Annotated in this window: 17 protein-coding genes; 10 read left to right on the top strand and 7 right to left on the bottom strand. The window is 69.5% G+C overall.

All coding sequences use genetic code 11. The annotated features are described in order from the left end of the window. Positions 1-58 precede the first annotated feature (58 nt). Together M2282_RS28785 and M2282_RS28780 are read left to right on the top strand one after the other, a co-directional pair. Positions 59-979 carry a LysR substrate-binding domain-containing protein gene (locus M2282_RS28785; RefSeq protein WP_280812199.1) on the top strand — a complete coding sequence of 307 codons (921 nt, stop codon included), beginning with the start codon at positions 59-61 and terminating at the stop codon, positions 977-979. A gap of 59 nt (positions 980-1,038) precedes the next feature. After that, a complete protein-coding gene (locus M2282_RS28780) occupies positions 1,039-2,079 on the top strand; it encodes an ABC transporter substrate-binding protein (RefSeq protein WP_280812198.1) in 1,041 nt (346 codons plus the stop codon). A 31-nt stretch (positions 2,080-2,110) separates the two neighbouring features. Here M2282_RS28780 and M2282_RS28775 read toward each other — a convergent pair whose 3' ends face one another. The 6 genes from M2282_RS28775 to M2282_RS28750 are packed head-to-tail and all read right to left on the bottom strand — an operon-like array spanning position 2,111 to position 7,755. After that, positions 2,111-2,791 carry a hypothetical protein gene (locus tag M2282_RS28775; RefSeq protein WP_280812197.1) on the bottom strand — a complete coding sequence of 227 codons (681 nt, stop codon included), beginning with the start codon at positions 2,789-2,791 and terminating at the stop codon, positions 2,111-2,113. Continuing rightward, the gene (locus M2282_RS28770; RefSeq protein WP_280812196.1) at positions 2,788-3,615 is read right to left on the bottom strand and encodes a COG1470 family protein; all 828 of its coding nucleotides are present in this window, start codon (positions 3,613-3,615) and stop codon (positions 2,788-2,790) included. Before M2282_RS28770 ends, M2282_RS28775 begins: the two co-directional genes overlap by 4 nt. Continuing rightward, positions 3,612-4,124 carry a hypothetical protein gene (locus tag M2282_RS28765; RefSeq protein ID WP_280812195.1) on the bottom strand — a complete coding sequence of 171 codons (513 nt, stop codon included), beginning with the start codon at positions 4,122-4,124 and terminating at the stop codon, positions 3,612-3,614. Before M2282_RS28765 ends, M2282_RS28770 begins: the two co-directional genes overlap by 4 nt. Before the next feature lie 2 nt (positions 4,125-4,126). Beyond that, positions 4,127-4,804 (bottom strand): hypothetical protein, encoded by a 678-nt coding sequence (locus M2282_RS28760; protein ID WP_280812194.1) that lies wholly within the window; start codon positions 4,802-4,804, stop codon positions 4,127-4,129. Continuing rightward, on the bottom strand, positions 4,804-5,427 hold the full coding sequence (locus M2282_RS28755) for a hypothetical protein (protein WP_280812193.1): 624 nt from the start codon (positions 5,425-5,427) through the stop codon (positions 4,804-4,806). The genes M2282_RS28760 and M2282_RS28755 overlap by 1 nt, the downstream gene beginning before the upstream one ends. A gap of 54 nt (positions 5,428-5,481) precedes the next feature. Next, positions 5,482-7,755 (bottom strand): SdrD B-like domain-containing protein, encoded by a 2,274-nt coding sequence (locus M2282_RS28750; RefSeq protein ID WP_280812192.1) that lies wholly within the window; start codon positions 7,753-7,755, stop codon positions 5,482-5,484. A 281-nt stretch (positions 7,756-8,036) separates the two neighbouring features. Between M2282_RS28750 and htpG the strand changes: the two genes are divergently transcribed. The 8 genes from htpG to M2282_RS28710 all read left to right on the top strand — a co-directional run bounded on the left by htpG (position 8,037) and on the right by M2282_RS28710 (position 19,442). Further along, positions 8,037-10,091 carry a molecular chaperone HtpG gene (htpG, locus tag M2282_RS28745; protein ID WP_280812191.1) on the top strand — a complete coding sequence of 685 codons (2,055 nt, stop codon included), beginning with the start codon at positions 8,037-8,039 and terminating at the stop codon, positions 10,089-10,091. After that, on the top strand, positions 10,088-10,696 hold the full coding sequence (locus M2282_RS28740; protein ID WP_280812190.1) for a hypothetical protein: 609 nt from the start codon (positions 10,088-10,090) through the stop codon (positions 10,694-10,696). The genes htpG and M2282_RS28740 overlap by 4 nt, the downstream gene beginning before the upstream one ends. 52 nt (positions 10,697-10,748) lie before the next feature. Then, on the top strand, positions 10,749-12,098 hold the full coding sequence (locus M2282_RS28735) for an SWIM zinc finger domain-containing protein (RefSeq protein WP_280812189.1): 1,350 nt from the start codon (positions 10,749-10,751) through the stop codon (positions 12,096-12,098). Further along, positions 12,095-13,639 (top strand): DUF5691 domain-containing protein, encoded by a 1,545-nt coding sequence (locus tag M2282_RS28730; RefSeq protein ID WP_280812188.1) that lies wholly within the window; start codon positions 12,095-12,097, stop codon positions 13,637-13,639. The genes M2282_RS28735 and M2282_RS28730 overlap by 4 nt, the downstream gene beginning before the upstream one ends. Beyond that, a complete protein-coding gene (locus M2282_RS28725; RefSeq protein ID WP_280812187.1) occupies positions 13,636-14,715 on the top strand; it encodes an ATP-binding protein in 1,080 nt (359 codons plus the stop codon). The genes M2282_RS28730 and M2282_RS28725 overlap by 4 nt, the downstream gene beginning before the upstream one ends. Before the next feature lie 25 nt (positions 14,716-14,740). Continuing rightward, the gene (locus M2282_RS28720; protein ID WP_280812186.1) at positions 14,741-17,074 is read left to right on the top strand and encodes a DUF5682 family protein; all 2,334 of its coding nucleotides are present in this window, start codon (positions 14,741-14,743) and stop codon (positions 17,072-17,074) included. 151 nt (positions 17,075-17,225) lie between these two features. Next, positions 17,226-18,443 carry a VWA domain-containing protein gene (locus tag M2282_RS28715; protein ID WP_280812185.1) on the top strand — a complete coding sequence of 406 codons (1,218 nt, stop codon included), beginning with the start codon at positions 17,226-17,228 and terminating at the stop codon, positions 18,441-18,443. A 12-nt stretch (positions 18,444-18,455) separates the two neighbouring features. After that, positions 18,456-19,442 carry a Bug family tripartite tricarboxylate transporter substrate binding protein gene (locus M2282_RS28710; RefSeq protein ID WP_280812184.1) on the top strand — a complete coding sequence of 329 codons (987 nt, stop codon included), beginning with the start codon at positions 18,456-18,458 and terminating at the stop codon, positions 19,440-19,442. On the opposite strand, the gene M2282_RS28705 is transcribed toward M2282_RS28710, so the two are convergent. Beyond that, positions 19,443-20,576, bottom strand: coding sequence for a hypothetical protein (locus tag M2282_RS28705; RefSeq protein WP_280812183.1), 1,134 nt, complete (start codon positions 20,574-20,576; stop codon positions 19,443-19,445). It abuts the gene before it with no gap. Positions 20,577-20,580: the final 4 nt, after the last annotated feature.

Below are 20,580 nucleotides of genomic sequence, written 5' to 3'. Positions count from 1 at the left end.
GGATGAAAACTATCCGGTGGCGGATAATTTTCTTCATCATGGTTCCTGAAAGTATCCAATGAGCCAGCGCCTGCAAGGCATCGAGGAATTCGTCGCGGCGGTGGAGGCGGGCAGCTTCGCGCTCGCGGCACAGCGCCTGCACGTCACCCGCTCGGCGGTCGCCAAGAGCATCGCGCGGCTCGAGGCGCGGCTGGACACGCGGCTCTTCCTGCGCACCACGCGCAGCCAGAGCCTCACCGAGGAAGGCCACGGCTACTACGAGCGCTGCCGCCGCGCGCTGGCCGAGCTGGACGCGGCCGAGGCGCTCACCGACGAGGCGCGCAGCACCGCAGCGGGCCTCGTGCGCCTGAGCATGCCGGCGATGCTGGGCCGCCTCAAGATCGGGCCGCTGATGCTGGCGCTGGCGCGTCGGCATCCGGAGCTCTCGCTCGAACTCGGGTTCAGCGACCGGCGTGTGGACTTGGTCGAAGAGGGCCTCGATCTCGCGATCCGCAGCGGCGAGCTGCCCGATACCGCGGACCTGATCGCGCGGCCGGTCGGCACCCAATGGATGGCGCTGTGCGCCGCGCCCGCGTACCTGGCCGAGCGCGGGCATCCCCGCGGCATCGATGCGTTGCAGGCACCGCAGACGCCGCATGAAGCCGTGCTGTATGCGCGCGACGGCCAGGTCTCGACCTGGCGCTTTCACGATGCCGAAGGCCGGCTCGTCGAAGTGACCCTGCCTTCGCGCCTGCGCTGCGACAGTGCCGAGGTGCTGCTCGAAGCCGCCATCGGCGGCATGGGCCTCGCACGCCTGCCCGCATGGCTCGCGGCCGATGCGCTCGCCGCCGGCGCGCTGGTGCGCGTGTTCGAGGAGCCCAGGCCCTTCGGCTTCGAGCTCCACGTGATCCGCTCGCGCAGCCGCTACCTGCCGTTCAAGACGCGCGTGGTGATCGACTGGCTGGCCGAGCACCTGCCGCCGCTGCTGGCCGTGCCGTGATCCACCGCGCGGGCGCTATCCTGCGCCTTCGAACAACACCAAGCCCCGAGGAGAAGCGCATGCGCACCCCTGCCATCCGGAACATCGCGGCCGCCGCCGCCTTTGCGGCCCTTCTCCTGTCGACGTCGCAGAACGCGGTTGCGCAAGGCACGGTCAATGCGCTGTGCAGTACCGACGCGGGCTGGTGCGAGGCGGCAGCCGCGGCCTTCACGCGCGAGACCGGCATCAAGGTGCAGCAGGCCCACAAGGGCACCGGCGAAATCGGTGCGCAGCTGCGCGCCGAGGCGGCGAACCCCAAGACCGACATCTGGTGGGGCGGCACCGGCGACCCGTTCCTGCAGGCGGCAGAGCAGGGGCTGCTGGAGCCCTATCGCCCGGCCTACATCAACGACCTGCACGACTGGGCGGTGCGGCAGTACGCGCTGTCGCAGAACATGGTGGGCGGCTTCTACACCAGCGCGATCGGCTTCGGCTTCAACACCGACGTGCTCAAGAAAAAGAAGCTGCCTGAACCGAAGTGCTGGGCCGACCTGGTCAAGCCCGAATACAAGGGCGAGATCGAGATCTCGCACCCGGCGTCCAGCGGCACGGCCTACACCATCATTGCGGGCCTCGTGCAGCAGATGGGCGAGGACGCGGCCTTCGAGTACCTGAAGAAGCTGCACAGGAACGTGACCAGCTACACCCGCAGCGGCCAGGCGCAGGCGCCCAACGTGGCCAAGGGCGAGGTGGCCATCGGCGTCAGCTTCATCTTCGGTTTCGAACGCTGGCGGTACGACAAATTTCCGGTGAAGACGGCCGCGCCCTGCGAAGGCACGGGCTACGAGATCGGCGGCATCGCGCTCGTGAAAGGCGCGCGCAACAAGGAAAACGCCCGGCGCTATTACGACTGGCTCATGAGCCGGAAGGGCCAGGCCATCGGCGGGCAGGCGGGCAGCCTGCAGTCGCCGGCCAACAAGACCTTCAAGCCCGATGCGCGCATTCCGTCGATGGCCGATGTGAAGCTCATCAAGTACGACTTCCAGAAGTACGGGCAGGCGGCCGAGCGCAAGCGGCTGATCGACCGGTGGACGCGGGAGGTCGAGTCGCAGCCGCGCTGATCCTGGCCGCGCGGTGCTTCTTGAAAAAGACTCAGGGCGAACTGGCCGTGAAAGTGATCTGCCCGGTGTAGGTGCCGGCGGGGCGGTTCGCTGAGTTGGCGTAAGAGAAAGTCCAATCCGCCGCGCGTTGGGTCACCTGCGTGAAGCCGACTCCCGGGCCACCGCTCGAAACATTGACCGTGGGGCCCGGGCCGGTCGCCGGAATCGTGGGCGCAGGCAGCGCACTGTCGCTCGATGCCACGGTGATTTCCGACATCGGAATGGTGTTGCCGCCCGTGTTGGTGAGCGGGCCGGTCGTGGTGGCGCGCAGCGTGATCTGGCCAGCGTTGCTGCGCACCTCGACCGGCAGCACGTTGCCCGTGGCACCGACGCTGAAGATCGGCGCCGTGCCGTTCCAGCTCGTGGCCCTGTTGTTGCCGGCGGTCGGCGCACCGCCGCCGGGGATCGAGGTGGCGAGCGCAAAAGCCACCGTGTTGACCGTGCCGCTCTGGACAGGCCAGGCACCATCGCCGATGCGAAAGAAGATGAACTTGTCGATGCTGATCGTGAAGTCGAGATTCACCGACGTGCTGCGCGGTATTCCCCCCGTGCCCGAAGTCGACTGTGCCGCCCGGACCACGTCGGGTGTCGCCACCCAGGCCAACGCGCACCCGGCCGCGATCGCGCACGCCCGGCGCGCGATCCGTCCGTGCGGCGCGCTCCTCGTGTTCACTTGAGCTCCGCGTCCACCTTGAAGCTGCCCTTGTCCCAATCGATCATGCCGCTGGCCTTGACCGGATAGCTGGGCTCGGGCGCGGGTTGTCCGGGCTCGCTCTTGGGCATCAACGCCAGCGTGCGGGTCTGGCCCGGCAGGATCGGCGCGCCCTCGGGCACGAGTTCGAAGACGCGGCCCTGGCTGTCCTTGGCATCCAGGCCGCCTTCGAGACGCCCGTGCGCATCGCCGGTGTTCGTCACCGTCACGATCGCGCCGCGCTTGCCCGCCACGGTGCGGGTCGCGATCTGCTTCATCTCGAGCTTGGGCTCCGCGCCGTTGAGCATCACGTAGACCGCCACCGCGATGCGGCCGGTGACCGGCAGGCTCAGGCTCGCGCCTCCCCCCTGGATGACGGTCTGCTGCGCGGGCTCGGTGCCTTCGATGGCGATCATGAAGCGGCACTCGCCGCGCGGCGCATCGGCTGGCGGATCGATCTGGAAGCGGAAGCTCTTCTTGCTGCGCGCGGGCACCGAGAGCGTGCGCCGCTCGAGCGTCACCCAGGGCCGGCAACTGCCGGGCAGCAGCTCGTCGTGGTAGCCGATGTTGCCTTCGGGCGAGTAGCTCCAGTCGATGGTGCGGATAGCGACCTCGGTCGATGCGGCGCCGAGGTTGTGGATGTCGAGCGATTGCCCGACGCGCGCGCCGCTCTTGCCTGCGACTTCGAAGCGCGAGGGCGAGATGGCGATCTCGAAGGGGGCGGCGATGGCGGCGGCCGTGCCGGCCGTTCCCGCGATCGCCAACGCGAGCGACAGCACGCGGGAGAGAAGTTTGTCGATGTTCATGGCAGGGTTTCGATTTCGAAGGTCGACTCGAAGCTCAGCGAAGCGCCCGTGGGCAGCCGCACTTCGCGCGGATCGATGCGCAGGGTCAGCTCGAAGGTTTCGTTCATCCACGGCGCCTGGATCACGCCACTCCATACCTGCACGCGGTCGCCGGGACGGCCCATGCCGCTCGCGAAGACGCCGCTTGCGCTGCGCCATTGCACCTGCAGGCCGGCGGGCGAGCGCAGGCCTGCGATGGCCGGCGGAATCACATAGAAGATGCGGGCGCGGTGGCCGAGATAAGGCGCGGTCGCGAGCCGGTATTCGACGCGGCCGAAGGGCAGGACGATGGTGACGCCGTCCTGCGTCTGCGCGTTGCGCGAGTCGGTGTTGACCTGCGCGCGCGGCGAGGTCGAATCGTCGAGTCTGGCGACCACGGCGCCCGCCTGCGAGGCCGCAGCCAGCGCGATGGCACAGGCGATGCAGCGTGCGCCGATGCGCAGCGGGTGAAGAAGCTTGTTGCCGCGCATGGTCACTCCATCGTCGCGGTGAAACGCACCGTGCCCTTGTAGGTGCCGGCGGGATAGATCACGTCGTTGGCGTAGATGAACTGCATTCGCGTCGCATTGATGGTGTTCGACTGGTAGTTGCAGAAGATCAGGAGGAAGCAGGCGGTGGCGTTGGCATTGAAGCCCGAAGCGGGCCCGGTGATCGACTGCTGCGTGTTCGTCGGATCGAAAGTGCCGCTCTGGATGTCGCCCGAGCTGGCGTTGCTGTTGTTGCTGGCGATCCAGCGGATCTTGCTGAATGGAATCACCGTGAGGCCGCAGCCGGCCGACTGGCACAGAAGGCCTGCCGAAGAATCCACCCGCAGCGTGACCTGGCGCGTTTCGCCCGAACTGAAGAGCGACGCGGGTCGCGCAGGCGTGACCCAGACGTCGATCGCGGGCGTGCCGGTGACCGGGGCAGGCGTCAGTCCGGCGTTGTTGCCGTTGACGTCGAACTGCACGTTGTCGACGCCGCTGGCCGAACCCACGCGCAGCACGATGCTGTAGGTGCTGCCGCTGTCGCCGACGGTGGTGATGACCGCGCCGGCCGGCAGGGCGAGCAAGGCCGCCAGTGCGGCCGTTGCCGCGATGCGCGCGCGGCGCCAGGTCCCGCGCACCAGGGGGCGTGCAGGGGCGGGAGGCGTCGTGCGCACAGGCGTCATCAGAGGCTGGTGGCGGTGTAGGTCACGGTCGAGGTGTAGGTGCCGGCCTGCCAGGTGCCAGGCGTGCCCGCGAGCGCGTAGGTCCAGTTCGAGTTGGACAGCGCGTTGGGGTTGAAATGGGTGACTGTCGTACTGGCGGTGGCCAGTGCTGCGGGCAGCGGGTGATTGAGCGCGGCGCCGGTGGAGGCGGCCGAGGTCACGGTGATGTTGGCGAGCGTGGGGCCACCGGTGCCGAAGGCCGTGGCCGTGTAGCTCAGGTCGCCGCCACCGCTGCTGTTGGTCCAGGCCGAAGCGAGCAGGGCGCCGGGATTGGCGCTGGTGGTGGCAACCGGTGCAGCGCCGCTCCAGGCGTAATTCTGGTTGCTGTTGGCCACCGGCGTCGGGGGAATGTCGAAGCCGGAGGTCCATCCGAGCGTGTCGCCGCCTGCGGTGGTCGAGCCCACGCGCAGCAGGATCAGCTTGGGGACCACGATCGACAGGTTGACGCGCGCGGTGGCAGTCACTTGTGCACCGACGGTCGTCGTGTAGCCGTACTGGCTTTCGGCCATTGCAGGACCGCCAACGAGTGCCAGGGCAGCGGCCGAAATCACCAGCAGGCGGGGAAGAGCGAATGCATGAGTCATGAACAACTTTCGATTCAAAGTGAGAGTGGAGGGGAGAGAGAAAAAAAGCGCTGCCTACTCCCCCACCTTGACCACTGGGATCGAGGTGGTGGCCTGGCCACGCAGCGGGACATCGACGCTCACGCCGCCATCGCCTGCCGTGCCCCAGGGCAGCGGCACGCTTTCGGGCGTGAGGGAGAGCTGATGGCGACCGGTCGTCACCAGCGGGAATTCGAAGCGGCCATCTCGGTCGGTGGTGGTGCGGTAGCGGCCATCGAGTTGGACTTCGACATTCGCTGCACCGCCTTCGCCCGACTGCTGTTCGCCGTCGCGGTTGGCGTCGAAGAACACGCGCCCTGCAATGCTGCCGCCGCCCGCGCCGCTGCCGTTGCGCAGGCCCGCCATCGGAAAGGCGCTGCCGGCATTGCCTTCCCAGCGCAGGTAGATGTAGGCGGTCTTGTCGTTGCTGCGAAAGACCTGGGGGCCCGACTGCGAGAGCGACAGCGCTGCGGCGCGCGCCTGGTTGAAGTTGGCGGCAAAGCCCACGCGCCAGCCGCGGCCCAGGTTCTTCTCCGCCGTGAGCGAGCCCGACAGGCCGCGGCTGGTGTACAGGCCGCCGCTTTGCGAGGTGTAGCGCAGGTTGCCGCCGACGTTGAAGCTGCTGTCGATCCAGTAGCGGAACTGCACGCCCGCCGTCGGGTAGCTGCGCGCGGTGCCGCCGCTGCGGTCTTGGGCGTAGCCGAGCGTGGTGGTCACTTCGGGGCGCAGGGTTTCGTAGCGGCCGCCGATCCAGTCCTGTTCCCACTGCAACTCCTGGCCGGTGGCGCGGTCGCCGCCGATCACGATCTGCTCGTTGCGCCGCACGGTGAGGCTCAAGCGGCTGCGCGGCCATTCGAAGAAACGCGTCTGATAGAAGGCGTTGCCGTAGAGGCTGCGCGCATTCGGCGTCGCGCTGGTCGTGCCGGGCGTGGTGTCGTAGCGCGTCTGGTAGAGGCTGAGGCTGCCGCCCACCGAGGTGTGGCGATCGAACAGGTATTGCAGGTTGCCGCTCGCACCGGTGCGGGTGCTGCCCGCCAGGCTGAAGCTGGTGTCCGGCCGGGTGCGCTCATGGTCCAGGCCGAAGCCCCAGTTCATGCGGCTCGAACTCTGGTCCACGCGCCAGTAGGCGCCGCGCGCCCCGGCCAGCGCGTAGTCGCCGAAATACAGATTGGGCTGGGTGCTGTACGCGCCGAACTCGTGGCGGAAGCGCCCGGTGCGAGCACTGCCTTCGACGAACACGCCCTGCGAATCGCCAACGGGCGTGCCGGCCGTGGCCGACGCGATGCGGCTGCCGATCAGCGTGGCGCGCAGCTTGAAGTCGCCGTCGTTGCGGACCTCCCGGCCGTAGCCCAGCGAGGTTGCCCAGCTCATGACGTCCTTGCTGCCGAAGCCGCGCGCGGTGAGCGGGTCGTAGTAATAGGCCGGGATGTCGCGCGCCTGGTCGACCTGGGCCGAGGCCGACCACAGTTCGCCGAAGCGCCGCGTGAGGCCGAGCCAGCCGAGCGTGCCCTGGCTTTTCTCGAAGCCCGGGTACGGCCCGCCTGTGAGGCTGCCGCGCTCGCCGAAGCCCGCGCGAAGGTCGATGTCCGGGTTGAAGACGCGCGTGGACACGCCGCGCACCGTGGTCGTGCCGAGCGACAGCCGGTAGTTGCGGCCCAGCCCTTCGGTCAGCTCGCTCGAGATGTCGCCCACGGCGCTGTCGGCGAAAGTCCGCTCGGTGAGCGGAAAGCCCAGGTTGCGCAGCGTGAGGCGCTGGCTGGTCGCTTCCCTGGCGTAGCTGAGCGACCCTACGCTCCCGCCGCTCGCCTGGCCGTCACCACTCAGATGCCGCCCATCCGCCTGCAGCACGAACTCCCCGTAATTGAGCGTTTCCTGGCGGTATTCCAGGCGCTGGCCGAGCTCGGTCGCGCGCTGCCGGCTGTAGCCGGAGGCGGCCGAATCGCCGAAGCCGATGCGGCTCTCGACCAGCCAGGCGCGAAAGCCCTGCGGTTGCTCAGCTTCGGGCGTGTCGTCGCCGGCGGAGGCGGCGCCGGCTTCCGGGGCGCCCATGAAGTTGTCCTGGTAGGCCTTCGGGGCGGCTTCGATGAGCGCCTTCAGGCGCGCCTGCTCGGCCTGGGCGCGGTCCATCGACTGTATGCGCGCATCAGCTGCGGCGGGTTGCACGGCCGTCGCCTTCCCTGGGTCGGACTGCGCCATCGCCTGCGAAAGACAGGCCAGCGCCAACAGGCAGCCGGCGCCCATCCCGACGACGGCACGACGCCACGGCATGCCGGCCGGGCCGGCGGCAATCGACAGTGCCACGCGCGTCATCCAACAACATCTCCGTTCCTTTGGGCTGTGCGGCCCGGTTGCAATCAGGGGGCGGAGAGTAATTGACAAATGTTAATTTGGGTAACTTTTGTGGGTCTTAAGTACTCATTTAGGAGGTTCCTGCCAAATTGTTCCGGGCGCGACGTGAAAAGCTGCGCTGTTTAAAACCCTTCCGCCGTTGTTTTTTGGACACCACGCCTTACCTGAAGAAGTTGGTGGCGCGGCGTCATTAGCTCGCCGGGCCGACTTAGAATTTTTTCGATCCGACCTCACTTTTCCCAATGGCTGATACCTCCAACACCAAACTCCCGTTCCAGGCTGAAGTCGCGCAACTGCTGCACCTCGTCACGCATGCGCTCTACTCCAACAAGGAAATCTTCCTGCGCGAGCTGATCTCGAACGCGTCCGACGCGTGCGACAAGCTGCGTTTCGAGGCGCTCGACCATCCCGAGCTGTACGAAGACCAGCCCGACCTGGACGTGCGCCTCTCGTTCGACAAGGCCGCGCGCACCCTCACCATCACCGACAAGGGCATCGGCCTGTCGCGCCAGGAAGCCATCGACAACCTGGGCACCATCGCCAAGAGCGGCACCAAGGACTTCATGAGCAAGCTCAGCGGCGACCAGAAGGCCGACGCCCAGCTCATCGGCCAGTTCGGCGTGGGCTTCTATTCGGGCTTCATCGTGGCCGACAAGATCAGCGTCGAATCGCGCCGTGCCGGTTTGCCGGCCGACCAGGGCGTGCGCTGGGTCAGCGGCGGCGCCGGCGACTTCGAGGTGGCCGACATCACCCGCGCCGAGCGCGGCACCAGCATCACGCTGCACCTGCGCGACGATGCCGACGAATACCTCAACGCCTGGAAGTTGAAGCAGATCGTCGGCAAGTACTCCGACCACATCTCGCTCCCGATCCTCATGGAAAAGGAAGAGTGGAAGGAAGGCGAGAACGACCAGCCCGGCGACATGGTGAAGACCGGCGAGTGGGAAACGGTCAACAAGGCCAACGCCCTCTGGAGCCGCCCCAAGAAGGACATCACGCCCGAGCAGTACGAGGACTTCTACAAGAGCATCAGCCACGACTACGAGGCGCCGCTCGCCTGGAGCCACAACCGCGTGGAGGGCAGCACCGAGTACACGCAGCTGCTCTACATCCCCGCCAAGGCCCCGTTCGACCTGTGGAACCGCGACAAGAGCGCGGGCGTCAAGCTCTACGTCAAGCGCGTCTTCATCATGGACGACGCCGAGGCGCTGCTGCCGAGCTACCTGCGCTTCGTCAAGGGCGTGATCGACTCGGCCGACCTGCCGCTGAACGTGAGCCGCGAGCTGCTGCAGGAAAGCCGCGACGTGAAGGCCATCCGCGAGGGCAGCACCAAGCGCGTGCTCTCCATGCTCGAAGACCTGGCCAAGAAGCAGAAGACCGCGCCCGAGAGCAGCGAAGGCAAGATCGACGTGGGTTCGGGCGAATCGGTGCCGGCCCCCGAGCCGACCGAAGCGCTCGCCGACAGTGCGGGTGTCACCGACGTGGTCGACAAGAACGTCACCCCGGCCGCCGAAGCTGCCGCCGCGCATGCCGATGAATCGGGCAAGTACGCCAAGTTCTACGCCGAGTTCGGCGCCGTGCTCAAAGAGGGCCTGGGCGAAGACATGGGCAACCGCGACCGCATTGCCAAGCTGCTGCGCTTCGCCTCGAGCACCAGCGACGCCGTGACCGTGAGCCTGGCCGACTACAAGGCGCGCATGAAGGACGGCCAGGACGCGATCTACTACATCACGGCCGACACCCTGGCCGGCGCCAGGAACAGCCCGCAGCTGGAGGTCTTCAAGAAGAAGGGCATCGAGGTGCTGCTCATGACCGACCGCGTGGACGAGTGGGCACTCAACTACCTCACCGAGTTCGACGGCACGCCTTTGCAAAGCGTGGCCAAGGGCGCGGTCGATCTGGGCAAGCTGCAGGACGAGGCCGAGAAGAAGGCCGCCGAGGAGGCCGCCGAATCCTTCAAGCCGCTGCTCGAGCGCCTGAAGGAAGCCCTCAAGGACAAGGCCGACGACGTGCGCGTGACCACCCGCCTGGTCGACTCGCCCGCCTGCCTCGTGGTGCAGGACGGCGGCATGAGCACGCAGCTCGCGCGCATGCTCAAGCAGGCCGGCCAGCCCGCGCCCGACCTGAAGCCGGTGCTCGAAGTCAACGCCGAGCATGCGCTGGTGAAGAAGCTCGAAAGCTCCGAGCACTTCGACGACCTTGCCAACATCCTGTTCGACCAGGCACTGCTTGCCGAAGGCGGGCTGCCGGCCGACCCCGCGGCCTATGTGAGGCGCGTCAACGCGCTGCTGGTGTGAACGCCCGGCCGCCCACCTTTCGTGCAGCAGCAGCCGTCGTTCCGGCGGCGCTGCTGGCGATGCTCCTGGTGAGCGGCTGTTCGCACTATCACATCGGCATTCCGCTGGTGCCCGGGCTCTCGCTCGGGCTCGGCGCGACCAAGGATGGCAATTTCTCCGTCGGCCTGAACACCGGCTGGGGACCGCTCGGCGCGGGCGTCTCGGTCAACAACACCGGCGTGGTCGCCGGCACGGCAGGCGTGGGTGTCGGCGTCGGTGTCGGGCCGATCGGCACCGGCGTGGGCGTGGGCAAGAGCGTGGTGCTGCACGATCCCAATGCGGGGAAAGCCGGGTACGCGCCCGCGGGCGGCGCCGCGCCGGTCACCGCGGCGGCGGTCGGGGCCACGGTGCCGATCTCCGGCACGTCCGGTGTCACCGCCGTAGCGCCCGTGGCGGCGATTCCGCCCGCTGCGCCGGTCACGGTATCCAAGGGCGGCGTGACCCGGCCGGTCGCCGCCTCCACGCCGCAGCAATCGCCTGCGGTGCGTGTTTCCTACAGCTCACCGGCCCCTGCCGCCATTCCGGCCGGCAGCTTCGGCACGCCGGGCAATCCCGTCGCGCCTTGATGGCCGCGTCTTTCCATTCATCCGCGCCGCGGGGCGGCGCGAGGGTGCCCCGATGACTCTCAGCACAGAAGCCGTCCTGGCGCTCGCGCCCGACGATGCGTCGGCCAAGGCCGCCAAGGGCCTGCTCGCACCGGCCAAGTGGCCCACGCTCGGGTATTCCGACGAGGCCGTCTGGGGCGAATGCCAGGGCAGCGGCAGCAAGCCGTACCAGACGCAGGTCGATCTCTCCGGCCCCGTTTTCCGCTGCTCCTGCCCGAGCCGCAAGTTCCCCTGCAAGCACGGCCTCGCGCTGATGCTGTTGCGCGCGCAGAGCGGTGCCAGCTTCACCGCCGGCACGCCGCCACCGTGGGTGGCCGAGTGGATCGCCTCGCGCCGCGACAAGGCCGAGAAGAAAGAAGCGCGCGCCGCCGAACCCGCGGCCGCGCCCGATCCCGCAGCGGCCGTCAAGCGCGATGCCCAGCGCTGGAAGCGCATCGAGGCCGGCGTGCAGGAGCTCGCGCGCTGGCTCGACGACCAGACCCAGCGCGGCCTGGCATCGCTCGGCAGCGAGCAGCAGCAGGCGTGGGGCGCGATGGCGGCGCGCATGGTCGATGCGCAGGCGCCGGGGCTCGGCCAGCGCATCACGCAGGCGGCCGAGCTCATCGGCGCGGGCGAAGGCTGGCCGGCGCGGCTGCTCGACCGACTGGGGCGTCTTCAACTGATCGTCGATGCGGTGCCGCGCCGCGAGTCGCTTTCGCCCGCCACGCTGGCCGACCTGCGCATCGCGCTCGGCTGGCCGCAGGACCGCGAAGGCCTGCTCGCGGACGGCGAACGCATCAGCGACCACTGGCTCGTGCTGGGCCAGTGCACCGACGAGCGCGACGCGAAGCTGGTCGAGCGCCATGTATGGCTGCAAGGCCGCGCGAGCGGGCGGCGTGCGCTGCTGCTCGATTACTCGCATGGCGGTCGCGGTTTCGAAACCGGGTGGGTCAGCGGTAGCGAGCGCGCCGCGGTGCTGTGCTTCTATCCTGGCCACGCTTCGCAGCGCGCGCTGGTGGCCGAGCTGCTGGGGGATGCGCCCGCATCGACGCAGCCCGCGACCGATACCCCCGACGAGTGGCAACGCATGGCACAGCAGATCGCCGCCAATCCCTGGCAACCGCTGCTGCCGATGGTGTGGGCCGAGGCCGTGCCCGCGCGGCACGGCGACCAATGGTGGCTGCGCCTCGATGCCGCGCCACAGGCCTTGCCGATGCAACTGGCGACGCAGGAAGCCTGGCAACTGATGGCGCACTCGGGCGGCGCGCCGCTGCGCGTCTTCGGCGAATGGGACGGCGAGCAGTTCGCGCCGCTGACCGCCTGGACCTCGGGTGCCGCGGCGGGCAGCGCGCCGGTCTGGACCCTGGCTGGAGTTCGCACATGAGTCACTGGAATACCTTGCTGCAGAGCGCGTTGGTCGGCACTGCCCGCCAGCCCGTGCCGGCGGCCGAGGGCATGGGGGGCGAATTCGGCGGATTGCTGCAGGCGATCCAGGCCGGCGAAGCACAGGGCCAGCTGCTGCGCGTCGCAGGCGCCGTGGCCATCGGCCGCCGTGCCGGCTTCGTGGCGCCGGGCCTTTCGTCTTCCGAGGCACCGGTCGCCGTCGCCGACGAGCGCCCGGTGCTGGACGATCCCGCACTGCAAGCCGCCATCGCCGATGCGCTTGCGAGCGGCCCGCTGCGCCTGCAGCACGAAGGCCTCGCCGCGGTGACCGCCGCCGGCCTGCGCCTGCCCCACAACCTCTTGCCCACCGCGCTCGACGCCGGCCGCCGCGCCATCGACCTGCGGCCCGCCGTGGTCCCGGCGCTCGGCGAGCGCGGCCTCTGGCTCGCCGCGCGCAACGACGACTGGCGCTACGCCGTCGGCGCCAGCGAGCAGGCCGATGCGCAGACGCGCTGGGACGAGGGCAGTCTCGAACAGCGCCGCGCGGTGCTCGCCGAGCAACGCCGCAGCGACCCCGCCGCCGCGCGCGAACGCCTCGCCGCGGAGCTGCCGCAACTGCCCGCCAAGGAGCGCGCCGCGCTGCTCGGCGCGCTGGCCGAGAACATCGGTCCCGACGACGAAGCCCTCATCGACGCCCAGCTCAAGGACCGCGCCCGCGATGTGCGCCAAGCCGCGGTCGAACTGCTGCAGCGCCTGCCTGACAGCGCCCATGTGCGGCGCATCGAAGCCTTCCTCGCGCCGCTGCTGTCGCAGGCAGGCGGCGCATGGCAGCTGAACGCCCCCGAGGCCGCCGACCCGCGCTGGAAGGACGACGCCATCGACGCCGCCCGCCCCACCCACGAAAGCCTGGGCGAGCGCGCCTGGTGGCTCTACCAGCTCGTGCGGCAAACGCCGCTCTCGTGGTGGACCGCGCATACCGCCATGACCGCCGCCGCACTGCTCGAGTGGGCCGCCAAGAGCGACTGGAAAGACGCCCTGCTGCGCGGCTGGAACGAAGCCGTCCTCGCCGTGCCCGATGTCGACTGGTGCGACGCGATGCTCGATCGCCCGCGCAGCCAGCGCGCATGGGTCGGCCAGCTGCTCGCGCTGCTGCCCCGCGAACGGCGCGAGCGCCACTGGGCGAGCGAGCTCGGCGAATCCGGTAACGGCGTGCAGGAAGTCGTCGCCTATGCCGACCAGGCCTGCGCGCCCGGCGAAACCCCTTCCGCCGAACTCTCGCTCAAGCTCGCTCCCGCGCTGCGCCTGCGTGTGGAACGCGGCGACCTCGTCAACGACTACGTGCTGCGCCAGGTGCTCGGCAACGCGGCCGCGCTGCTGCATGCCGATGCGCTGCACCTGCTGGCCGACCTGCCGCGCGCCGCCGAGGAAAGCCCCGGCCTCGCGAGCGCCCTGAGCGACACCGCGCGCATCGTGCGTGCGCGCCAGCTGTTTTCAACCCTTCGTCTTTCGTCCACTTCTTCTCCATCCCAAGGCCGTCCATGAGCAATGTCCTGCGCCAGCATGCCGAACAGCAATTCGCCGAAGAACTCGATGCGCTCCAGAAGGTCGACGACCGCCAGCGCCCGGGCAACTGGAAACTCTCGCCCTGGGCTGTGCTCACCTACCTGATGGGCGGCAAGCTCGCCAACGGCTTCGAGGTCAGCCCCAAGTACATCGGCAATTCGCGCTTGATGGAGATCGCCGTCTCCACGCTCGCGACCGATCGCGCGCTGCTGCTCTACGGCGTGCCGGGCACGGCCAAGTCGTGGGTGTCGGAGCACCTGGCCGCGGCCGTGAGCGGCGACTCGACCATGCTGATCCAGGGCACCGCTGGCACCAGCGAAGAGCAACTGCGCTACGGCTGGAACTACGCCGAGCTGCTGGCCCACGGCCCGTCGGAAAAGGCGCTGGTGCCGAGCCCGCTGGTGCACGCCATGCGCCTCGGAAAGATCGCGCGCGTCGAAGAACTCACCCGCATCCCGGCCGACGTGCAGGACACGCTGATCACCGTGCTCTCCGAAAAGACGCTGCCCATTCCCGAACTCGGCAGCGAGGTGCAGGCGGTGCGCGGCTTTTCGGTGATCGCCACCGCGAACAACCGCGACAAGGGTGTGAACGAACTCTCCAGCGCGCTCAAGCGCCGCTTCAACACCGTGGTGCTGCCGGTGCCGGCGAGCGAGGCCGAGGAAGTGCAGATCGTGGTCAAGCGCGTGTCCGAACTGGGCCGCGCCCTCGCGCTGCCGGCCGAGCCGCCCGCGCTGCAGGAAGTGCGCCGCGTGGTGCAGATCTTTCGCGAGCTGCGCAACGGCCAGACCGAAGACGGCAAGACGCGCATCAAGTCGCCCAGCTCCACGCTCTCCACCGCCGAGGCCATCTCGGTCATCAACAGCGGCATGGCGCTGGCCGGCCATTTCGGCGACGGCGTGCTGCGCTCGGCCGACGTGGCCTCGGGCCTGATCGGCGCCGTCATCAAGGACCCGGTGCAGGACCATGTGGTGTGGAAGGAATACCTGGAGACCGTGGTGAAGGAGCGCACCGACTGGAAGGATCTCTATCGCGCCTGCCGCGAGCAGCTCTGAGACTCGCAAGCCACCGCGATTGCACATGGCATCACCGCTGCATTACTTCGGCATCCGCCACCACGGGCCCGGCTGCGCGCGCAGCCTGCTGCGCGCCTTCGAGTCGCTGCAGCCCGACTGCATCCTGGTCGAGGGCCCGCCCGAGGCCGAGGGCCTGCTCTCCTTCATGGCGCATGCCGACCTGCGCCCACCGGTCGCGATGCTGGTGCATGCGAACGACGACACGCGCCTGGCCGCCTTCTATCCGTTCGCCGAGTTCTCGCCCGAGTGGCAGGCGTTGCAGTGGGGCGTGAAGCACGCGCTGCCCACGCGCTTCATCGACCTGCCGCAGGCGCATCGCATGGCCATCGAACAGGCGGCGCGCGCAGCCGACGAGGCCAAGGCCGAAGCGCCCGCCGAAACGCCGCTCGACGATGACGAGACTGACAAGGGGCCCGTTTCCGACACTGTCGAAGCCATCGAGGAAGAACAAACCGCCAACGCGCTGCCCGACGACCCCTTCGACTGGCTCGCCCACGCCGCGGGCTATGCCGACGGCGAGAGCTGGTGGAACCACATGGTCGAGGAGCGCGGCGACGGCGAAGACCTGTTCGGCGCCATCGCCGAAGCCATGACCGCCGTGCGCGCCGAGACGCCCGAAGACCGCCGAGGCCAGCGCGCCATGGAGCGCGAGCAACTGCGCGAAGCCTTCATGCGCCAGTCGATCCGCGAAGCCGTCAAGGCCGGCCACCAGCGCATCGCCGTGGTCTGCGGCGCATGGCACGTGCCGGCGCTGCAGGGCACGGTCACCGCCAAGGCCGATGCCGCGCTGCTCAAGGGCCTGCCCAAGCTCAAGGTGCTCGCGACCTGGGTGCCGTGGACCTACCGCCACCTGACGAGTGCGAGCGGTTACGGCGCGGGCATCGATTCGCCCGGCTGGTACGAGCACCTGTGGCAGCAGGGCGACCGAGTGGCGGGCCGCACGACCGGCTGGCTCGCGCGCGTGGCGCGGTTGCTGCGCGAACACGACCTCGATTGCTCTTCCGCCCACCTCATCGAAGCCACACGCCTCGCTGAAACGCTCGCCGCGTTGCGCGAGCGCCCCGCGCCCGGCCTGCCCGAGCTCGACGAGGCGGTGCGCAGCGTGATCTGCATGGGCGAGCAGGCGCCGCTCACGCTGATCCGCGAGCGCCTCACCGTCGGCGACCGCATGGGCAAGGTGCCCGCCGACGTGCCGACCGTGCCGCTGCAGCGCGACATCGAGCAGGCGCAGAAAAGCCTGCGCCTCAAGCCCGAGGCGACCGCGAAAACGCTCGACCTCGATCTGCGCCAGCCCAACGATCTCGCGCGCAGTCATCTGCTGCACCGCCTGCGGCTGCTCGACCTGCCGTGGGGCGAGATCACCGCCGGCCAGCGCGCGAGCCGCGGCACCTTCCACGAAGTGTGGCAACTGCAATGGCAGCCCGAGTTCGCGCTGCGCATCATCGAAGCCAGCCGCTTCGGCGCGACCGTGGCGCATGCCGCGAGCGCGCGCGTGATGGAAGAACTGGCCGCGGAAACCTCACTTACCGCCCTGGCCGAGCAGGTCGACATCGTGCTGCTCGCCGACCTGCCGGTCGCGGTGCAGGCCGTGACCCGCGCGCTCGAAGACCGCGCCGCGCTCACCGGCGACGCGGTGCAGCTCATCGGCGCGGTGCCGCCGCTGGCCAACGTGTTCCGTTACGGCAGCGTGCGACAGACCGACAGCGCGCTGCTCTCCCATGTGCTCGACAGCCTGATCGTGCGCGGCGCCATCGGCCTGCCGATTGCCTGCGGCGCACTCGATGCCGAAGCCGCCGAGGCGCTGCGCACCCGGCTCATCGCCACGCACGACGCGGTGCGCCTGCGCGATGGCGAGGAAACGACCGCCGCCTGGCGCGCGGCATTGAAGTCCATCGCCTTCGGCGAAACCGGCGCGCCGCTGCTGCGCGGCGTGAGCTGCCGGCTGCTGCTCGACGACGCGCAGATCGACAGCGACGGCGCCTCGCAGCAGCTAGGCCGCAACCTCTCGGCCGGCGCACCGCCGACCGAGGCGGCTGCGTGGCTCGAAGGTTTTCTCAACCGCAATGCGATGGTGCTGCTGCACGACGAGGCCGTCTGGTCGCTGGTCGACCGCTGGCTTTCGGGGCTCGGCGAGGAACACTTCGTGCAGGTGCTGCCGCTGGTGCGGCGCAGCTTCGCGGACTTTTCAGGTTCGGACCGGCGCGCGCTCGGCGAGCGTGCGAAACGCGGCGCGGTCGGCGGCACGCTGCCGGCTGCCGTGGCCGCCACCGATTGGGACGAAACACGCGCGGTGCTCGCGTTGCCGCTGCTGCGGGAACTGCTGGGAGTGAAAGCATGAACGTTCGCTCTTGTTCCCTTTCCCCCTGGGGAGAGGTCTGGGGTGAGGGCATGGGCCTTCGCACCTGCACCGCCTTCGCTGTCGTCGCTGGCCCTCACCCCCGCCCTCTCCCCAAGGGGAGAGGGAGCAACACGAGCACAGAGGTGACTCCATGAGCGCAAATCTTCAAGACCCCGCCGACACCGAAGAAGCGACGTTGCCCCCCACCGACCGCCTGCAGCGCTGGCGCCTCGTGCTCGGCAGCGAGGCCAACGCGAGCTGCGGCGCCGTCGAAGGCCGCGTGCGCGAAATCGACCAGGCGCTCGCCGCGCTCTACGAAGCCGACGGCCGGCGTGGCCTGGGCAATGGCGGCCAGCGGGGCGGCCGCGGCGATTCGGCGCCCAGCGTGGCGCGCTGGCTCGGCGACATCCGCAAGTACTTTCCGAGCCAGGTGGTGCAGGTGATGCAGCGCGACGCGATGGAGCGGCTCAACCTGCGCCAGATGCTGCTGCAGCCCGAGATGCTGGAGAACGCGCAGCCCGACGTGCACCTGGTCGCCAATCTCGTGGCGCTGTCGAGCGTGATCCCGGCCGGCACCAAGGACACCGCGCGCGCCGTGGTGCGCAAGGTGGTCGACGAGCTCATGAAGAAGCTTGAGGAGCCGATGCGCAGCGCGGTGAGCGGCGCGCTCAACCGCAGCCAGCGCAACCGCCGCCCGCGCCACTCCGAGATCGACTGGAACCGAACCATCCGCGCCAACCTGCGCCACTGGCAGCCGGCATACCGCACCGTGGTGCCGCAGACGCTGGTCGGCTACGGCCGCAAGGCCCGCCAGCCGCAGCGCGAGGTGATCCTGTGCATCGACCAGAGCGGCTCGATGGCGGCCTCGGTCGTCTACTCGAGCATCTTCGGCGCCGTGATGGCGAGCCTGCCCGCGGTGGCGACCAAGCTCGTGGTGTTCGACACCGCCGTCGTCGACATGACCGAGCAGCTGCAGGACCCGGTGGACCTGCTCTTCGGCGTGCAGCTGGGCGGCGGCACCGACATCAGCGGCGCGGTCGGCTACTGCCAGAGCCTGGTGCGCGAGCCGCGCAACACCATCCTCATCCTGATCTCCGACCTGTACGAAGGCGGCGTGGAAGACAAGCTGCTGCGCCGCGCCAACGAGCTGGTCGAGGCCGGCGTGCAGTTCATCGCGCTGCTGGCCCTCAGCGACGAAGGCGCGCCCGCCTACGACCGCGACCTGGCGGCGAAGCTCGCCGCGCTCGGCGTGCCGTCGTTCGCGTGCACGCCCGATGCGTTCCCGGGGCTGATGGCCGCGGCGATCAAGTGCGAAGACGTCGCCACATGGGCCGCAGGGCAAGGCCTGAAGACCAGCCGCGCCGCATGAGGTGGTGATGTGATGCCCGGCCTGACCCGACGCGAGCTTGCGGCACTGGCCCTTGCGGTCGTGTCGGGCATGTTGGCCAGGTCAGCGCACGCGCAACGCGAATTCCCGGCCCGGCCGATCCGCTGGATCGTGCCGTACCCCGCGGGCACCGTCGCCGACATCGTCGCGCGCACCATCGGCACCCAGCTCGCCATCGACACCGGCCAGCCGGTGCAGATCGAAAACCGCGCCGGCGGCAACACCGCGCTCGGCGCCATCGAGGCCGCACGCGCACCGGCCGATGGCTACACCGTGCTCTCTGCCGACAACGGCACGCTGGTGTTCAACCCGGCGCTCTACCGCAACCTCAGCTACAACCCGGCGCGCGACTTCGCGCCGGTCACGCTGCTCGCCCGGCTGCCGATGGTGCTGCTGGTCGGCCCCGCCAGCGGCGTGAGGGACGCGCGCGCGTTCATCGCGGATGCGCGTGCCTTTCCCGGCAAGGTCAGCTTTGCCTCCGCGGGCACCGGCTCCGTGCAGCACCTGGCGATGGAACTGCTCCAGCGGCAAGCCGGCCTGCGCATGGTGCACGTGCCCTACCGCGGCGCCGCGCCCGCGCTGGCCGACCTGGCGGGCGGCCAGCTGGCCGCGATGATGTCCGACCTGTCCGCCGCCCACCGCTTCATCCGCAGCGGCAAGGTGCGCGCGCTGGCGGTTGCCAACGCCACCCGCCTGCCGCAATTGCCTGCGGTGCCCACCTTCGCGGAACTGGGCATGCCGCAGGTCGAGGCCGCCGTGCTCATGGGCCTGGCGGCGCCGGCCGGCACGCCGCCCGAGGTGGTGGCGCGGCTGCAGCAGTCGGTGGCCAGCGCGATCCACAACCCGGCGGTGCTGCGCAAGCTCGGCGAGTTCGATGTCGAACCGGTGGGCAGCACGCCGGCTCGGTTCGAGGCGCTCATCGGCGATGAAACGGCGCGCTGGCATCCGTTGATCAAGGATCTCGGCTTGTTGCTCGACTGATCAAACCGGCGGCGTTGCCGCCGCCAGGCTGTGGAGCAGCACCGTCCAGTGCTGCAGGCGGGCAATCGCGGCCTCGCGGCCCGTCTGCGCCGCCTGGCGGGCATTGCCGTTGTCGGCCAGCGCGAGCAGCTCGCTCGCGGCGGTCGTCACGGCGCGAGCGAAGTCCCCGGTGCGGCCCTGCCACACCACGATGCGATGGTGCAGGCCCAACTGCGCGGCGCGCTGCGCATTGATCGCCTGCTCGGGCTGGTCGGTCAGGAGCAGCAGGATCGGCTTGCGGTAGACCGCCGCGATCGACAGCGCCGCCATGCCGGGCGCCGAGACGATGAAGGCGCTGCGCGCGGCCATCTCGATCCAGTGCTCGTCCTGCGCGTGCCAGCCCGCGCGCTGTGCATAGCCCTCACCGACGAGGTGCGCCGGCACGCGTGCATCGGCCAATCCGCGTTCCAGGCCCTCGGCGAGCGCGGCCTCCTTGAAATGCGGATTCAGGTAGACCGCGGCCTGCGGCGCGAGGTCGTCATGCGCTTCGGTGTCGGCGCCCATCACCGCCACCGGCGTGGCGAGTTGGTGCCCGCCGCGGCCGTCGTGCTGCGGCTCGCCGTAGGCGAAGTCGTGCGCGATGCGCGCGCGGCTGCGGTCGATCTGCCACGCGACGATGCGGCCGAAGATGCTCGCCATCCACGCCGGCATGCGCCCGCTGAAATTGGTCTCCAGCGCATGCCGCAGGCTCGCGCCGTACACATGCACCACCTTGCGCCGCCAGCCCGGCATCCAGCCCATGAAGAGAAGCGCGGGATGAAAGGAGTCGTTCACCACCAGGTCCGCATCGCGGAACCACGCGCGCAGCCGCAGGATGTCGCGCAGCATGCGTCCGGGGTGGAACATGTAGTGCGCCACGTTGCGGTCGGTCTCGCGGCGCAGCATGTTCTGCTCGCGGTCGAACTGCACTGCGTAGTGGCGCGAGAGCACCGGCGCCTCGATGCCGAAGCCGGCGAGAAAGCGCGCGCCTTCGTCGGAGGTGGTGAGCACCTGCACGCTGGCGCCCGCAGTGCGCAGCGAATGCGCGAGCAGCTGCGCGCGCATCAGGTGGCCGCGCGCGTCCGCGGTCGCGAGATAGACGATGCGCGGCGGCATCGAA

The sequence above is a fragment of the Variovorax boronicumulans genome, from assembly GCF_029892485.1.
Lineage (GTDB): Bacteria > Pseudomonadota > Gammaproteobacteria > Burkholderiales > Burkholderiaceae_C > Variovorax > Variovorax boronicumulans_B.
The sequence above is the reverse complement of the archived record's forward strand: the minus strand, read 5'-3'. Positions and strand labels throughout refer to the sequence as shown.

Coding starts and splice junctions, on each gene's coding strand:
- M2282_RS28785 (WP_280812199.1), top strand. CDS start 59: ATGAGCCAGCGCCTGCAAGGCATCGAGGAATTCGTCGCGGCGGTGGAG.
- M2282_RS28780 (WP_280812198.1), top strand. CDS start 1,039: ATGCGCACCCCTGCCATCCGGAACATCGCGGCCGCCGCCGCCTTTGCG.
- M2282_RS28770 (WP_280812196.1), bottom strand. CDS start 3,615: ATGAACATCGACAAACTTCTCTCCCGCGTGCTGTCGCTCGCGTTGGCG.
- M2282_RS28765 (WP_280812195.1), bottom strand. CDS start 4,124: ATGCGCGGCAACAAGCTTCTTCACCCGCTGCGCATCGGCGCACGCTGC.
- M2282_RS28760 (WP_280812194.1), bottom strand. CDS start 4,804: ATGACGCCTGTGCGCACGACGCCTCCCGCCCCTGCACGCCCCCTGGTG.
- M2282_RS28755 (WP_280812193.1), bottom strand. CDS start 5,427: ATGACTCATGCATTCGCTCTTCCCCGCCTGCTGGTGATTTCGGCCGCT.
- M2282_RS28750 (WP_280812192.1), bottom strand. CDS start 7,755: ATGACGCGCGTGGCACTGTCGATTGCCGCCGGCCCGGCCGGCATGCCG.
- htpG (WP_280812191.1), top strand. CDS start 8,037: ATGGCTGATACCTCCAACACCAAACTCCCGTTCCAGGCTGAAGTCGCG.
- M2282_RS28735 (WP_280812189.1), top strand. CDS start 10,749: ATGACTCTCAGCACAGAAGCCGTCCTGGCGCTCGCGCCCGACGATGCG.
- M2282_RS28730 (WP_280812188.1), top strand. CDS start 12,095: ATGAGTCACTGGAATACCTTGCTGCAGAGCGCGTTGGTCGGCACTGCC.
- M2282_RS28725 (WP_280812187.1), top strand. CDS start 13,636: ATGAGCAATGTCCTGCGCCAGCATGCCGAACAGCAATTCGCCGAAGAA.
- M2282_RS28720 (WP_280812186.1), top strand. CDS start 14,741: ATGGCATCACCGCTGCATTACTTCGGCATCCGCCACCACGGGCCCGGC.
- M2282_RS28715 (WP_280812185.1), top strand. CDS start 17,226: ATGAGCGCAAATCTTCAAGACCCCGCCGACACCGAAGAAGCGACGTTG.
- M2282_RS28710 (WP_280812184.1), top strand. CDS start 18,456: ATGCCCGGCCTGACCCGACGCGAGCTTGCGGCACTGGCCCTTGCGGTC.
- M2282_RS28705 (WP_280812183.1), bottom strand. CDS start 20,576: ATGCCGCCGCGCATCGTCTATCTCGCGACCGCGGACGCGCGCGGCCAC.